The 13,654-nt window shown below is 45.9% G+C and carries 12 protein-coding genes and 2 pseudogenes; all 14 read left to right on the top strand.

The genetic code is table 11. The features are described from left to right. Positions 1 to 168 precede the first annotated feature (168 nt). The 14 genes and pseudogenes from I656_RS11285 (at position 169) to I656_RS0114985 (ending at position 13,603) form a co-directional block, all read left to right on the top strand. Positions 169 to 1,716 carry a fumarate hydratase gene (locus tag I656_RS11285; RefSeq protein ID WP_020754329.1) on the top strand — a complete coding sequence of 516 codons (1,548 nt, stop codon included), beginning with the start codon at positions 169 to 171 and terminating at the stop codon, positions 1,714 to 1,716. Positions 1,717 to 1,896: 180 nt separating this feature from the next. Beyond that, complete coding sequence (gene pdaA, locus I656_RS11290; RefSeq protein ID WP_033005034.1) at positions 1,897 to 2,688, top strand: delta-lactam-biosynthetic de-N-acetylase; 792 nt, start codon at positions 1,897 to 1,899, stop codon at positions 2,686 to 2,688. A gap of 178 nt (positions 2,689 to 2,866) precedes the next feature. Beyond that, entirely contained in the window at positions 2,867 to 3,733 is an 867-nt protein-coding gene (locus tag I656_RS11295) for a DNA-3-methyladenine glycosylase (protein ID WP_015373942.1), read from the top strand. Further along, positions 3,730 to 5,133: a 23S rRNA (uracil(1939)-C(5))-methyltransferase RlmD gene (gene rlmD / locus I656_RS11300; RefSeq protein WP_033005030.1), complete on the top strand. Its 1,404-nt coding sequence runs from the start codon at positions 3,730 to 3,732 to the stop codon at positions 5,131 to 5,133. The genes I656_RS11295 and rlmD overlap by 4 nt, the downstream gene beginning before the upstream one ends. A gap of 55 nt (positions 5,134 to 5,188) precedes the next feature. Next, positions 5,189 to 5,566, top strand: a complete 378-nt coding sequence (locus I656_RS11305) for a hypothetical protein (protein ID WP_020754325.1) — start codon at positions 5,189 to 5,191, stop codon at positions 5,564 to 5,566. Positions 5,567 to 6,293: 727 nt separating this feature from the next. Next, positions 6,294 to 7,196: a 4-hydroxy-tetrahydrodipicolinate synthase gene (dapA, locus tag I656_RS11310; protein WP_020754323.1), complete on the top strand. Its 903-nt coding sequence runs from the start codon at positions 6,294 to 6,296 to the stop codon at positions 7,194 to 7,196. Positions 7,197 to 7,235: 39 nt separating this feature from the next. After that, on the top strand, positions 7,236 to 8,069 hold the full coding sequence (locus I656_RS19695; protein ID WP_020754322.1) for an FAD-dependent oxidoreductase: 834 nt from the start codon (positions 7,236 to 7,238) through the stop codon (positions 8,067 to 8,069). After that, positions 8,011 to 8,631 (top strand): annotated as a pseudogene (locus I656_RS19690) (FAD-dependent oxidoreductase); the annotation flags it as partial. The gene I656_RS19695 and the pseudogene I656_RS19690, both read left to right, overlap by 59 nt. A 420-nt stretch (positions 8,632 to 9,051) precedes the next feature. After that, on the top strand, positions 9,052 to 10,422 hold the full coding sequence (locus I656_RS11315) for an MFS transporter (RefSeq protein ID WP_033005026.1): 1,371 nt from the start codon (positions 9,052 to 9,054) through the stop codon (positions 10,420 to 10,422). A 348-nt stretch (positions 10,423 to 10,770) separates the two neighbouring features. Further along, a complete protein-coding gene (locus tag I656_RS11320; RefSeq protein ID WP_020754320.1) occupies positions 10,771 to 11,640 on the top strand; it encodes a MurR/RpiR family transcriptional regulator in 870 nt (289 codons plus the stop codon). Positions 11,641 to 12,151: 511 nt separating this feature from the next. Next, positions 12,152 to 12,463, top strand: coding sequence for a hypothetical protein (locus I656_RS11325; RefSeq protein ID WP_223810868.1), 312 nt, complete (start codon positions 12,152 to 12,154; stop codon positions 12,461 to 12,463). A 74-nt stretch (positions 12,464 to 12,537) separates the two neighbouring features. Further along, on the top strand, positions 12,538 to 12,690 hold the full coding sequence (locus I656_RS18590; RefSeq protein ID WP_020754317.1) for a hypothetical protein: 153 nt from the start codon (positions 12,538 to 12,540) through the stop codon (positions 12,688 to 12,690). Between the two features lie 173 nt (positions 12,691 to 12,863). Continuing rightward, a pseudogene (locus I656_RS17730) lies at positions 12,864 to 13,100 on the top strand (type II toxin-antitoxin system death-on-curing family toxin); the annotation flags it as partial. A 227-nt stretch (positions 13,101 to 13,327) separates the two neighbouring features. Continuing rightward, on the top strand, positions 13,328 to 13,603 hold the full coding sequence (locus tag I656_RS0114985; RefSeq protein WP_033005023.1) for a hypothetical protein: 276 nt from the start codon (positions 13,328 to 13,330) through the stop codon (positions 13,601 to 13,603). The last annotated feature ends 51 nt before the right edge of the window (positions 13,604 to 13,654 follow it).

The following is a 13,654-nucleotide window of genomic DNA, read 5'->3' as shown; positions in this document are numbered from 1 at the left end:
GTCAATCGTTTTGGATGTTTTGCATCTACCCCATTCGTATGATGAGGATGGAACAATCATGAGATCGAAAAGAAAGATTTTTTACACAACGCTGGAAAACGGAGTATAATAGGAAAAGATGGGACAACTGCATATGGACGATAAACAGGGGAAGGGGCGTTTAGACAAATGGAAAAATTCCAGCAAAGCATGTATGACTTGATTGTGGAAACATCTACGAAGCTGCCAAAGGATGTCCGTCGAGCGATCGCTCGGGCGAAAGCGCGCGAAAACGCCGGCACGCGGGCGGCCATGGCGCTCAATACGATCGTCGAGAATATTCAGATGGCGGATGAAAACGTGTCTCCCATTTGCCAAGACACCGGCTTGCCGACGTTTAAAATCAAAGTGCCGGTCGGCGTCAACCAAATCGAAATGAAAAAAGCGATTCGGGCCGCCATTGTCGAAGCGACGAAAAACGGCAAACTGCGCCCGAACTCGGTCGATTCGCTCACCGGCAAAAACAGCGGCGACAATTTAGGGGAAGGCGTGCCGGTCATTAAATTCGAACAATGGGAAAACGATTACATTGACGTTCGCCTCATTTTAAAAGGCGGCGGCTGTGAAAACAAAAACATCCAATACAGCCTTCCGTGTGAACTCGAGGGGCTCGGCCGCGCTGGCCGCGATTTGGACGGCATCCGCAAATGCATTTTGCATGCGGTGTACCAAGCGCAAGGGCAAGGATGCAGCGCCGGCTTTATCGGCGTCGGCATCGGCGGCGACCGCTCATCCGGCTATGAGTTGGCGAAAGAGCAGCTGTTCCGTCCGGTTGATGACGTCAACCCGATCGAAGAATTGCGCCAACTCGAAGAATACATGATGGAAAACGCCAACAAACTTGGCATCGGTACGATGGGCTTTGGCGGCGAATCGACGCTGCTTGGCTGTAAAATCGGCGTCATGCACCGCATCCCGGCGAGCTTCTTCGTTTCGGTCGCCTACAACTGCTGGGCGTTCCGGCGCATGGGCGTGAAAATCGATCCGGCGACCGGTGAGATCATCGAATGGCTGTACCAAGACGGCGAAGACGTCGATTTTGCAAAAGAGTTGGAAAAAGCGGAAGCCGCCGCGGCGCTTGAACAAGGCGACACGCGCGTCATCGACCTTGTTCCGCCGCTGTCGGAAGAACAAGTGCGCCAGCTTCGCGTCGGCGACGTCGTCCGCATCAGCGGCGTCATTTACACCGGCCGCGATGCCATTCATAAATATTTGATGGACCATGACGCGCCGGTCGACTTGAACGGGCAAATCATTTATCATTGCGGCCCGGTCATGTTAAAAGATGAAGAAGGCCGCTGGCACGCCAAAGCTGCCGGCCCGACGACAAGCATCCGTGAAGAGCCGTACCAAGGCGACATCATGAAAAAATTCGGCGTCCGTGCTGTCATCGGCAAAGGCGGCATGGGCGCGAAGACGCTGCAAGCGTTAAAAGAACACGGCGGCGTGTATTTGAACGCCATTGGCGGCGCGGCGCAATATTACGCCGATTGCATCAAATCCGTGGAAGGCGTTGATTTGCTGGAGTTTGGCATCCCCGAAGCGATGTGGCATTTGCGCGTCGAAAACTTCACTGCTGTTGTCACGATGGATTCGCACGGCAACAGCTTGCATGAAGATGTGGAAAAATCGTCGCTTGAAAAGCTGGCCCAGTTCAAAGAGCCGGTGTTCAAGTAAGAGGGAGAGCTGAATTTCAAGCACATGGCTATTGGTATTCACAAGCTGATCCCGTTTTCTTCTCTGTCCCCAAAGCGCTCGCTTTTGGGGCTTTTTTTTGCAAAAAATGGCGCGCGTAAAGCGGTCAGGGGTGAAAACAATAAGAAAGAGGAAAAGATGGCGGCCAAGGAGGAACTAGGCATGAGATGGCTCATTTCTCTCGTTTTAGCGCTCGCGCTTTTTCCCGCCCCTGCTTTTGCCATAAGCAATGCGCCGATCCATTGGGGATTGAAGCGAAGCGAAAACCATGAGCCCCCATCGGCGGGAAAAGAGCTCGATGAACTGCTCGCCAAATATGACGCCTTTTATTTAGGCGACACGAGCGAAAAAACGATCTATTTAACATTTGACAACGGGTATGAAAACGGCTATACGGCGCAAATTTTGGACGTGTTAAAGGAAAAACATGTGCCGGCCGCCTTTTTTGTCACCGGTCATTATTTGCAAACAGCGCCCGATTTAGTCAAACGGATGGCGGCGGAAGGGCATATCATCGGCAACCATTCGTGGCATCATCCCGATTTAACAACTGAAAGCGATGAGCAGGTGCGCGAAGAGCTGGAAAAAGTCAAGGAAAAGACAGAAGAGTTGACCGGGCAAAAAGGGATGATGTACCTTCGCCCGCCGCGCGGCATTTTCAGCGAGCGGACGTTATCTCTCGCCCGCGACCTTGGCTATTATCACGTCTTTTGGTCGCTGGCGTTCGTTGACTGGCAAACCGACCGCCAGCGCGGCTGGCAATATGCTTACGACCAAATCATGAAACAAATCCATCCGGGGGCGATTTTGCTGTTGCATTCCGTGTCCAAAGACAACGCCGAAGCATTGCCGAACGTGATCGACGACTTGCGCAAACAAGGGTATACGTTTGCCAGCCTCGATGACCTTATGGCCAAAAAGGCCGGCCTTCATCCGTGGCTGTTTCGCCCATAAGCCGCTTTCATCACTTGAGCACAAAAGCGGTACGAAACGTTGTGTGTTGGACCATTCGAAAACCCGCCTCGTTCTGTCAACCGAACCATATGCCGCTGCCTCGTCCTGCCAACAAGTTGGTTCGACGGGGCGTTTTTCGTTATAATAGGGGCACGGACAAATGAGAAAGGTGAGAACGATGTGGAAACGAACGATCACTGTGCCGGCGCCGTATGATTTCGCCCACGCGCTTGAACGGCTTGCATTGGATCCGCTCCTGGCGGTCGATTTAGAGCGGCGGCGCATCACCGTGCCGCTTCATCTCGATGGTTTAAAGGTGCCGGTCGTGATTGAAAGCATCGGCACAAAAGACGATCCTCGCTTTGTCGTCTCGGCGCCGCATCCCAAGCGGCAGGAAGACATCATCGAGCGCGTCTCTCATTTATTTCAATGGCGGACGCCGCTCGTTCTGGTGTATGATCATTTTCGCGCGACCGAGCTGGCGCCGCTGTTTGCCGAGTATGAGGGGCTGCCGCTTGTGCTCGATTTTGACTTGTATTTTTGCCTAATGAAATGTTTGATCCACCAGCAGCTTCATCTTAAAGTCGGTTACCGGCTCACAGAGCGGTTTGTGAAAGCGTTTGGCGAGGAGCGGGACGGCGTTTGGTTTTACCCGCGCCCGGAAGAAGTGGCCGCCCGTTCGTACGATGACTTGCGCGCCTTGCAGCTGAGCGGGCGGAAAGCCGAATATATCGTCGATGTGTCGCGCCTCATTGCCGAGGGGAAGCTGCGGCTTGATGAACTCGAGCAGATGGAAGACGGCGAGGTGATGGAGAGGTTGACCGCCGTGCGCGGCATCGGTCCGTGGACCGTGCAAAATTTCCTCCTCTTCGGCCTCGGCCGTCCGAACGTCTTTCCGCCGGCGGATATCGGTTTGCAGCGGGCGGTCGAAAAATGGTTCGGGCTTCCGAAGCGGCCAACTGTCAAAGAGATGGCGGCGCTTAGCGAGCGGTGGAAGCCGTACGCCAGCTATGCGGCGCTTTATTTATGGAGAAGTATCGAATGAGAGGGACCGATATGGCAAAGCAACAAATGAACATCAAAATCAAAAAAGGCGAGCAATTTCCGGTGACGATTCAACGGATCGGCATTAACGGCGAAGGGGTCGGTTATTTCCAAAAACAAGTCGTCTTCGTCCCCGGTGCGTTGCCGGGGGAAGAAGTCATCGTTGAGGCGACGGACATCCACCCAACCTACGCCGAGGCGAAAATCAAGCGCATCCGCAAGCGCTCGCCAAACCGCATCAAGCCGCCATGCCCGCTCTATGACCAGTGCGGCGGCTGCCAGTTGCAGCACTTATCGTACGAGGCGCAGCTCGAGGCGAAGCGCGACATTGTCATCCAGGCGCTCCGCCGCCATGCCCGGCGCCTCGATGTCGACAAGCTTGACATCCGCCCGACGATCGGCATGGACAACCCGTGGCATTACCGAAACAAAAGCCAGTTTCAAGTTGGAATGAAGGAAGGAAAGGTGCTCGCCGGGCTGTACGGCATCAACTCCCACCGGCTCATCGATTTATCGGAATGCCGCGTCCAGCATCCGCAAACGACGCGCGTCACGAACATTGTGAAAACGATTTTGCAAGACTTGCGCATCCCGATTTACAACGAGCGGACAAGAACGGGCGTCGTGCGGACGATCGTCGTCCGCGTTGGCTTCCATACGGGCGACATCCAGCTTGTGCTGGTGACGGCGACAAAAGACATCCCGCGCAAACAGCTGCTCATTGACGAAATTCGCCGCCGCCTCCCAGAAGTGAAATCGATCGTGCAAAACATCAACGGCGAAAAAACGTCGCTTATTTTCGGCGACGAGACAGAAGTGCTCGCCGGCGACGAATATATTCAAGAAACGCTCGGCGATTTGTCGTTTGAACTGTCGTCGCGTGCCTTTTTCCAGCTCAACCCGTTGCAGACGGTGAAATTGTACGACGAAGTGAAAAAAGCGGCCGCCCTCACCGGAACGGAGCGGATCGTTGACGCTTACTGCGGCGTCGGCACGATCGGTTTGTGGCTTGCTCGCGATGCCAAAGAAGTGCGCGGCATGGACACGATTCCGGAAGCGATCGAAGACGCGCAAAACAACGCCAAAAAGCATGGTTTCACCAACACGCACTATGTCGTCGGCAAAGCCGAATATTGGCTGCCAAAATGGGTGAAAGGAGGCTGGAAGCCGGACGTCATCATCGTCGACCCGCCCCGCGTCGGCTGCGACCGGGCGCTGCTTGAAACGATTCTGCGCTTCCGCCCGCAGAAGGTCGTTTACGTCTCGTGCAACCCATCCAGCCTCGCCCGCGATCTCGATGCCTTGGCCGCACAATACCGCGTCGACTACATCCAGCCGGTCGACATGTTTCCGCATACGGCGCATGTAGAAAGTGTAGCTCGATTAGTATTAAAGTTGTAAACACCAAATAAACTCGTTCCATTACAAAAATAGCCGTTCATCGTAAGAAAGAAAGTTGAATATTGGAAGATGTTTACTGGAAAAAGAAAGCGCCCTCTTCCGTTTCATTGGAGGGGAAGGGGAGAGGAGGAAAATCAGAAGAAAAAGCGGGGGAATCATGGAGAAATCAAGAGAAAAGCGATCAAGAGGCGGGGAAGATGAAAAGGGCGAAGCGGGGGAAACGCCCGCGCTCGTCCTTTTTCTTTTTCCAAAAATCGAAATAAAGTGGGTCTATTTGGAGGAAAAAAGCGGGAAAAAAACGGAGAAAAAATCCGCAAAAAGCGGGGGAGGAGGAACGAGTTTATTTCAAATGGGAAGAAATGGGGACGGAAGAATAAGGGTTGGAGCGAGGGGAGGGGGAATGAGTTTATTTAGAATGGATAGGGCTAACTAGGCGGGACGGGACATCCGGGCTCATTGTTTGAAGGGGAGTTTGCCGGAAGCAGGGGTCTAAGGAGAAAGGCATGAAATGAATTACGAACATAATGGTTTGGAAAAGCGAGGCCGAAGCGAAAAAAGAGTTTTTGCGTGTGCCTGTCCGTCCTGAACTTTCTAGCCGTCTTGACTATGAGTGACAAGATTGGCAGCGAAGCAGTCCGCACCCTTGGAATAGGGGCTAAACCGCTTCGCTGTCGTTTATTTAAGGATGGAATACACCTGACAAGGTGTGGATGGCGCCGATCTAAAATTCCAGGCCAAGTGTTTCCTCGAAAAGCCGCCTGCCAACTTTCTTATACCGAAATTTAGGAAAGATACCATACTTCCGCTGTATATGAAGGTATGTATTTAAGCAACAGGAATTTCTGACATCAGGAATTCCAAACTGTCATGATTAGCGCGCATTCCTAGCCCAATGTGTTCGATAGGTATTTAACGCCCCGGCTGGAATGACTCAGTGAACCATTAGCTTAGACAGGGAACGGCGTTATGAATTGCTGCGGCTAAGCATTTCTTTTTTTATGATTTGAAAATTAAAAAAAATAAATCTATGAACATAAATGTTCCTTTTTATAAAAAATGATTTACAAAGTTCCGTTTGTTTAGTAATATATATCCAAAGGCAAATTGTTATGAATTTGCAGAATTTATTGAATTAAGAAATTAAACTAGGGGGGATAAAAATGTATAAACCTTTCGGAATGATCCCGGCTTTACCTACGCCGATGAAAGAGGACAACAGTATAGACTATAATGGGCTGGAGCAACTAATAGAACACCTGATAAGCGGGGGGATGAACTGTCTTTTAGTGGGGGGAAGTACTGGAGAATACTCATTAATGACCATGGAAGAAAGAAAAGAAGTAATTAAATTTGTGTGTGAAAAATCAAATGGTAGATTACCTGTTATGGCAGGGACAGGATGCCATAGAACAGAAGATACGATTGAGCTCACCCAATACGCAGCTGAAGTTGGGGCAGATTGTGCTTTGGTCATCACCCCTTATTATATGAAAACTAGCAAAAAAGGAATTATTGACCACTACAAGGCAGTAGCAGAGAACTCTAGCATTGGAATTGTCATTTACCATTATCCAGATGCCACAGGAGTTGAGCTTGAACCGGAACTAATCTATGAATTAAGTCAAATAGATGGAATTGTCGGTATTAAAAACACTGCTGATGGAATCCATACTTCTAAACTTATTGCATTAGTAAAAGACAATCCAAACTTTAAAGTGCTGACTGGATTTGAACATTTGATCTTACCTACTTTAGCACTAGGGGGACATGGTGCTGTTGGGGTAGTCCACAACTTGGTTCCGAAAAAATTAGCAAAGTTATACGATTTAATTGTAAATAAAAACAACTTGAAGGAAGCGATGAAGTTAAATCAGGAACTATTAGAGTTATACGATGCTATTGAAGAAGAACCTATTCCTGGAACAGTTAAGGCAGGCCTAGAAGTTCTCGGATTATCAGGTGGACCAAGTAGATTACCATTAGTGCCTGCCTCTGAAAAATTCAAATTAAAAATTGGAACGATATTAGATAAGTTAGGGGAACTAAGATTTGAACGAAATTAAATAAAATCAGGTAAATAGGAAGCATTAGGAGGAACTCCAATGAAAGATGTAATTATAGTAGGTGGTGGGCTTGCTGGTTTGTCTGCCGCATGGCGTCTTCGATTTCGCGATATTTTGTTATTGGAATCGGAAAAGCGTGTAGGAGGGAGAATTAAATCAGAACGTCGGGGGAATTACTGGCTAAATTGGGGAGGACACGTATTTGCCGGTCCTAATACCGCCACTGACGCTTTGCTTCGTTCCGTAGGGATAGATGCTTTGCCGGTCCCTGGAGTTGTGACGGCAATGGCGATGAATGGAAAAATCTTAGTCGATGGACGAGTTGAATGGTATCCTTTTAGAATTCCTATGTCATGGTCTTCTCGTTTTGCTTTAATACGGGCGGGGGCAAAGGTTCGTCTTGCAGTTAAGAAGTACGGAAAGATCGCTACGCGACGTCCGGGGGAAGATTATCGAATTCATCAGCAACGGATTTATAATTTCTTGGGCGACCGTACTTTTACTGATTTTGTGGGTGAATTACCAGAAGATGCTGACGCTATTTTTCGTCCAACGGTTAGCCGTTCTACCGGGAATCCGGAACAAATAACTGCAGGGGCTGGAGTAGGATACTTTCATTTAATATGGAACAAGAGCGAAGGGCTTTCTAGAAATATCGTTGGTGGGCCGTCCACTCTTACAGATACTATTGCGGCAGCACTAGGTGACCGGATACAACTTGGTGCTGTTGTTCAGGAAGTAGAACAGAAAAAAAAACTCTGTCGTCGTACGGTACACCCAAAATGGAGTTTCTCACGAAGAGGAAGCACGCTATGCGATTCTTGCAACTCCTGCTCCTATTACACGCAAAATCGCTGTCAATATCGACCCTGAAGTTGGAGCAGCTCTTGATCAAATAAAATACGGGCCTCACGTTAGTGCCGCATTTTTGACTAATGAAACGGGCCCGCAAATTTGGGATAACGTATATTCCATCGCCACACCTAAGAGATCATTTGATATTTTAATTCATAGCTCTAATCTTATACGTTCTTTTGAAACCGTTAGACAACCAGGCAGTAGTTTTATGGTCTTCTCACCAGCGGATAGAGGGCGTCAACTTCTAGACAAAACAGATGAAGAAATCATCCAAAGGTATCTAAAAGATCTTGATGATATATTCCCTGGATTCAGCCGTCACGTAGTAGAAGCCAGTGTAAGTCGTTTCCCTCTTGGATCCGCTTACGTTTTTCCTGGTCGCCATAAACTTCAGCCTATTCTGACGCGACCTTCTGGAAGATTGTACCTAGCTGGAGACTACTTAGGTACCTTTTATACGGAAACAGCTATTCAAACTGGTTTTAGTGCAGCACAGGATATTTTGAGTTTTCTAGGAACTGAAGCTGTGAACATCGGTAATGAAGCTTCAAAGGCATTTAGAATGACGGGGATTTGATGTATGATATCTCCATTTTTGTGATTAAAATTCCTATGTAGCTGTTTGGCTTATGAAGATTCATCTATTCCTAGCCAATCTTACAGTTTGGAAAAACGGGTTTTTACTGTTATTCTCAACGTGATGTTAAGAAATCTTATAAAAGAAAGAAATCCTTGTGACTTTTACCTAACTATTTATCTTCTCCCATCGCCCAATAGGCAACAGTTGTTTGCGAAGCAGAAATCAGTGTATCAGTTGAGGCGATGGGAGAGTGAACTAGGCCATGTCATTCCGGCGATCATTCAAAAATGAATAGTGAAAGTGATCCCAGCTATTATAAAGGGGAGAAACATGAAACATAATTTTATTTGAAAACGCTTACCAATAACACGGTTTGATATTTGTAAAGTAACCACAAGTACGCAAGGGGGAGATTTGATGAAAGCAGCAGTACGTACTATGGAGGAAATGCCATTAAGTGGATTTCATTATAAAATGTTTGCCTATTCCGCTGGAAGTGCATTTCTCGATGGGTATATTATTGGAATTATTGGGGTAGCCCTTTCTGTTATGAAGACTCAGTTCGATATGTCTTTAACCATAATGGGCCTGCTTGGAACAGCTACTCTTGCAGGAATGTTTGTCGGTGGAATAATCGGGGGCTATCTTACAGACCTTATTGGCCGGAAGAAAATGTTTCTCATCGATATGTTTGTCATGCTTGTCGTGTCAATACTACAATTTTTTATTAAAGATCCTGTACAGTTGATTATTTTACGATTTATTTTAGGGATTGCGGTAGGAGCAGATTACCCGATTGCAGGAGCCTTGATGGCAGAATTTTCACCGAAAAAAAATCGCGGTGCCCTGCTTGGAGGAATTAATTCGCTCTGGTATGTTGGTTACGCTAGTTCCTTTTTGATCGGATACTTTATGCTTTCTATCGGTGATACAAGCTGGAGATGGATGCTTGCAAGTAGTGCAGTCCCAGTACTTTTCTTGCTCCTCGCACGTTTAAATATGCCAGAGTCTCCTCGTTGGTTAGCTAGCAAAGGTAAGGAAAAAGAAGCAAACGCTATTATCCAGAGAATATTCGGAGAGCATGTGGTCATGTCAGTCGAACCAGTGACCAAAGCGAAAACCTCTTTCCTTGATATATTTCGAAATGGGAATGGAAAATGGACATTTTTCGTTTCAGTTTTCTGGTCACTCCAAGTTATCCCGACCTTTGGAATAGGTACTTATATTCCTGAGATCCTCGCAGAATTTGGTTTCGCCGATGGAGCAAAGGAGTATCTGGGATCAGCAATTATTAATATATTCTATCTCGCAGGCTTGGTTCCTTTTCTTTATTTAGTTGAAAAGTGGGGCAGAAGACCGACGCTTATTTGGCCATTTTTTGTATCTTCCATCTCTTTATTCATACTAGGAGCATTCTCGGGATCGGATATGCCATTTGTTTTTGTCCTTGTGCTCTTTATTATTTATGGAATATTCAATAACGCAATGGGCATGCATGAATGGATCTACCCGAATGAGCTTTTCCCAACCCATATTCGAGGTACGGCAGTGGGATTTGCTACAGCCGTAAGCCGTTTCGCTTCTTCTGTAGGTACGTTCCTTTTCCCATCTATTTTGGCGAATTATGGGTTGGCAGTTACATTGTATATTTGTGGTGCATTGTTTTTCATCGGTTTTGTCATCTCGCTTATCATGGCACCGGAAACAAAGAATATGAGTTTAGAAGAGGCAAGTTCCATCAATAAAAAAAGCAGTAATATGGGAGTAGATATTCACCAAGGAATTTAACCGTTTTATTATTGACTGAAAATTATGTGATTATTTGGATTAAGGTAATCTAGTCATCCATGATTTTGATTAAGCCAATGTGTGACGGTATGTATACGGGAACTCTTGATCCGTTATGGAGCAGAGTCCGTTTACATACCGTTTTTTGTCTTTTTGGCGTAGTGATCATGACATGAGAGTCTGCCCACGATGGGGCGAACCATTTTGTCCCTTGTCATTTGCGAAAATGGGTTCAAAACTATCGAAATAGAGTTTTCATTAGGTTTTTTTTGAACATGTTATATAATGGACTCAAGGTAGATCGACAATGTTGACAGATCATTGATAAGGAAACGAGGAGGGATATAAATGGAATTAGATAATTCAAAAACAACAATTGATAAAATAGTTCATATTAAAGAGTCCTTGCCAAAAAAACAAAGACAGTTATGTGATTATATTTTAAAAAATTATCAATCAATAGGCTTGATGACAATTAAAGAACTTGCCAATAATGCCAAAGTTGGGATCTCAACTGTAATGAGAACAATCAATGCCTTAGGTTACGAAAATTTTAATGACTTGCGAAAAGATCTCTACGATGAATCATTCTCTTTCGAATCAAAGTGGACATTAAAAAAATCCATTGAAGATATTAGAAAATGGGGAGGGGAAGCCCCCACCCTAGTACAAGTTTGGAATGAATCGGTAAATTTGTTAAACAAATCTTTGGACTCTAGTTTAATGGAGAACTTTGGGGTTGCGATTGATCTCATGGAAAAATCAAGCCATATCAACGTGTTGGGTACCCGGCCTTACAAAGCAACTGCATTATATTTTGAACAATTGCTTGGAGAATTTTATCCAAAGATAAGGCAACTAAGTCATGATACGGAGGTTATTTATGATAGGATTTTGCAATTTGAAAAAGATGAGATTTTAGTGGCTTTTGCATTTGAACCATATACTAACCGGGTTATCGAAGCGGTAAAACTAGCCCATGAGTTAGGCAATGATATTATATTGATCACTGACTATATTTCATGTCCGGTTATTTCATGCGCGTCTGTGACACTGAGAGTAGAAGTTAGCAAAGAACATTTTTCAATAGTTCCCCTTGTTGCGTTGATAGAGGCATTGGTAATTGAAATTGGTAAACGGTCATCAGAGGAATCAATTAAAAAATTTAAAAGGCTCGAAAAGACACTAATCGAAAAGAATGTGCTGTTTTCTTATTAAGAACGTGTTGCAAAACGCATAATGATGCATAAATGCACATAAAAAGATCCACCACCTTGTAAATCATATACAGTGACCAAAACCAACTACCAAGAGGTGGACACCATCATGATTTCCAATTTTAAACAAAGAACATGCATGGTCTTATGAAATGGATCCACTTTTAACATCCTTATTTCGATATATTGACTTCACCGCGAGATTGAACGGGTATTCAACGAGCTAAACAGGGTAGCGTCAAAAGTTCTATGAAAACTCCACACAGGCCATCTCATTGAGCGTCGCGAGACATCCTTGGAGCCGGATTCGCCCTTGACCAACACCCGCCAAAGGCGAGAAAGAGTCGTCAAGGGCGACGGGGACAAAAAAGAAGGTAATCAAAAAGCTGCCCTTGCCTTTACCGCATTTTACTTTTGGTGGTGTTCGGTTGGTCAAGGGTTCGCTTCGCCGAATCCGGCAGGTTTTCTCTTCAAAGGGCTCCAGCGGACAAAAAAAGTTAGGCCGTCTCTTGTTGGAGAAACGCTTGTGCCATAGCGATCCGTTTCGTCCACCGGGCGAATATTTGCGAGAATACATTCAGATGATTGAAAGCTACATATCGACAACGACGGAAGAAGAAGCGGTGTATTTGTATGTGCAGTTGGAAAGCGTCACGAAAGTAGTGCAGGGACTCAACAAAAAGAGCTATCGGATCGGAAATCGGAAGCTGACGACGGTGGATGTATCCAGCATTATTCGAAGCAAACCGAAAGATAAAATGCATGGAATGGGCAAGTGGATGTTTATGAAGAACAGGAGGTTGGGCAAATTCCGTGGCGTTTGAGATCATGATCGATTATAATTAAAAGTAATCAGGGACATGCTGTTACCGTATATTGTTTTAGGGGTGGTGATAGCATGTACGATTGGAAGAGGGAAGAAGAAATGGACCTGTTGCAGAAAGAATTGAATCAGAAGAAAAAGAACATCGATACACGTAAAATTCAATCCATTTTAAAACAAGGGATTAAGCGCTATGATAAAGCGCTAGAAAAGTTAGCTAAAAACTGAGATGATAGAAAGACTTTATCCTGAAGAGTTGCGCTACATCCATGATGAGATGTTGCGTCGCTATGGAGGGTTACCTGGGGAAAAAGACCCTGGCATGATTGAATATGTATGTCAAAAGCCATTCACAATTTTGTTCGGAGAAGAACAGTATCCTTCCTTAATTTGAAAAGGCTGCTGTTTATATGATAGCTATAGCAACAGGACATTATTTCTCAGATGGTAACAAGCGAACAGTGGTGATGGCTGCATATTCTTTCCTAATGAAGAATGGCTATGAGTTAATTGTTTCGGATGATGAATTATTTGAAATGTGTATCAAAGTTGCCAAAAAGGAAGTATGTCAGAAGAAATTGGCAAGTTGGTTATCAAAGAACTCACGTGTATCGATTGGAGAGGATAATGAAGAGTAGTCGGTTTCCAAGGATGAAATAAGAAACCGGCTGCTCGTTTTTTGATTGAACAAAATCAATAAAGGCGCCATTTCGGCAAAAAGATGGCACAACGTTTTGGTTTAGAGGTGTTATGATGATAACGTGAAAGACTTGGGTTGAAGCGGGACGCTACTTCATTTGACTCACCTTTCGCCCCCCTCCCGAACATACGACAGGTGACACGCAAAAACAAAGATGGAACGACCGTGGCGCATCTCCAGCTTGCTCACGACGAACAGGATCCGAAGGCTAAATATGCGAAAGCGAAGGTGATGGATTCGTTTGGGCGCGAAGACGAGGTGTTCAAAGCCATGGCTGACGGCTCCATTCATGATATTGACCCGGCGCTGTATGATGCCATTCCGGAGGCTGACAATCGCATCAGTGATCCAACAACAAGGATGATCAACACTTCTAAATGGATGGGAATTGTTTCTGAAACTGGCAGTCATGTCAACATGGCTGTCAGTTTTATTTTTTAAGGCCTCGTGAAATCTCACATTTCGCACCCTAACAACTCACATTTCGCACCC

Source organism: Geobacillus sp. WSUCF1 (assembly GCF_000422025.1).
GTDB lineage: Bacteria > Bacillota > Bacilli > Bacillales > Anoxybacillaceae > Geobacillus > Geobacillus zalihae.
The sequence above is the reverse complement of the archived record's forward strand: the minus strand, read 5'-3'. Positions and strand labels throughout refer to the sequence as shown.

Bases quoted from the DNA above. Each gene is read 5' to 3' on its own strand.
- I656_RS11285 (WP_020754329.1), top strand. From the start codon at position 169: ATGGAAAAATTCCAGCAAAGCATGTATGACTTGATTGTGGAAACATCT.
- I656_RS11315 (WP_033005026.1), top strand. From the start codon at position 9,052: ATGAAAGCAGCAGTACGTACTATGGAGGAAATGCCATTAAGTGGATTT.
- pdaA (WP_033005034.1), top strand. From the start codon at position 1,897: ATGAGATGGCTCATTTCTCTCGTTTTAGCGCTCGCGCTTTTTCCCGCC.
- I656_RS18590 (WP_020754317.1), top strand. From the start codon at position 12,538: ATGTACGATTGGAAGAGGGAAGAAGAAATGGACCTGTTGCAGAAAGAA.
- dapA (WP_020754323.1), top strand. From the start codon at position 6,294: ATGTATAAACCTTTCGGAATGATCCCGGCTTTACCTACGCCGATGAAA.
- rlmD (WP_033005030.1), top strand. From the start codon at position 3,730: ATGAGAGGGACCGATATGGCAAAGCAACAAATGAACATCAAAATCAAA.
- I656_RS11320 (WP_020754320.1), top strand. From the start codon at position 10,771: ATGGAATTAGATAATTCAAAAACAACAATTGATAAAATAGTTCATATT.
- I656_RS19695 (WP_020754322.1), top strand. From the start codon at position 7,236: ATGAAAGATGTAATTATAGTAGGTGGTGGGCTTGCTGGTTTGTCTGCC.
- I656_RS11295 (WP_015373942.1), top strand. From the start codon at position 2,867: ATGTGGAAACGAACGATCACTGTGCCGGCGCCGTATGATTTCGCCCAC.